This window comes from Saccharothrix longispora, from assembly GCF_030852425.1.
Lineage (GTDB): Bacteria > Actinomycetota > Actinomycetes > Mycobacteriales > Pseudonocardiaceae > Actinosynnema > Actinosynnema longispora.
On the sequence record NZ_NSDM01000047.1, the window covers coordinates 1 to 1,226 of the forward strand.

1 protein-coding gene and 1 pseudogene are annotated in these 1,226 nt (G+C 72.8%); both read left to right on the top strand.

Annotation, left to right across the window (positions count from 1 at the left end; genetic code table 11):
* The first annotated feature begins 228 nt into the window (after positions 1–228).
* Positions 229–585 carry a hypothetical protein gene (locus CKY47_RS36750; protein ID WP_306750998.1) on the top strand — a complete coding sequence of 119 codons (357 nt, stop codon included), beginning with the start codon at positions 229–231 and terminating at the stop codon, positions 583–585.
* 145 nt (positions 586–730) lie between these two features.
* Positions 731–1,226, top strand: a pseudogene (locus tag CKY47_RS36755) (transposase family protein); the annotation flags it as partial.

Sequence of the window (1,226 nt, forward strand, 5' to 3'; positions counted from 1 at the left end):
CGACGGTGAGTCGGTTTTCGGGGTCGGCTGGGACGGCGAGGTGCTCGCCGATGTCGAGCTGTTGTGCCGGCTCGCGGGCGCCCGCCCGGCGCTCGTCGACGTCACCGGGACCGCGCGGGTCGCGATCCCGCCGGGATGAGCGGTCGACCGCCGCTCCGGCGGTCGACCGGAGGTGTCCGGCGCGGCGCTCCCGCCGTGACCGGGTAAGCACGAAGATGTGGAGGAGCAATGCGCAAGTCGAAGTCGCGTCGCGTCGCGCTGGCGGGGCTGACCGCCGCCACGGGGTTGGCGCTCTCGGTGCTCGGCGCCGGGCAGGCCCAGGCGGCGACGCCCGGCACGATCAAGGTCTGCACGGGCAAGGACTTCTTCATCACCGTCAAGTTCCCCGGTCGCGGCGGTGTGTCCATCACCCCGGCCAAGACGCCGAACAACGTCGCGTGCCTCACGTCCTGGTTCGGTGGCAACGGGACCAACGAGCGCTTCGACGTTTACAGCGGGAGCCGCTACCTGGGTTCGTCCATCTACAACAGCTCGCGCGGCGCCGAAATCCACGGCGTCCCCGGGCCGAGCTTCTACGTCATCTGACGCCCGGCTCGACGAGCGGTGTCCGGGGCCCTGCCGCCCCGGACACCGCTCGTCGGCGTTTCCGGGGCCCACTCCGCGCTGCCCGGTCTGACGGAGTTCCCTGCCCGAACGGCTCCGCGGAGGTCCGAACGGGTCTGCGGCCGTGCCGTGTCCGGTGTGCGGGACCGCGACGGCGAAGGCGCACGGCTATCACCATCGGACGTGGAAGGACGTGCCGGTCGACGACCGTCAGGTGGTCGTGCATCTGCGCGTGCGGCGGCTGGTCTGCTCGGCCCTGGGCTGTCGACGGCAGACTTCCGGGAACAGGGTCCGGGACTGCTGGAGCGCCACCAGCGCCGCACGATGCGGCTCGGCCGGCGGATGTCCCAGGTGGCGCGGGAGTTGTGCGGCCGGACGGCCGCGCGCCAGGCCGGTCTGTCGGCCCTGCCGGTGTCCCGCAGCACCGCGTTGCGCCGTCTACGGCGCCTGCCGCTGCCCGAGTTGACGGTTCCGCGGGTGATCGGCGTGGACGACTTCGCCCTGCGCCGCCACCGCTACGCCACGACCGTCATCGACGCCGGGACAGGCCGACGTGCCGCGGTCCTGCCCGGCCGCGACGCCGCCACCCAGGAACCCTGGTCGCGCGGACATCCCGGTGTCGA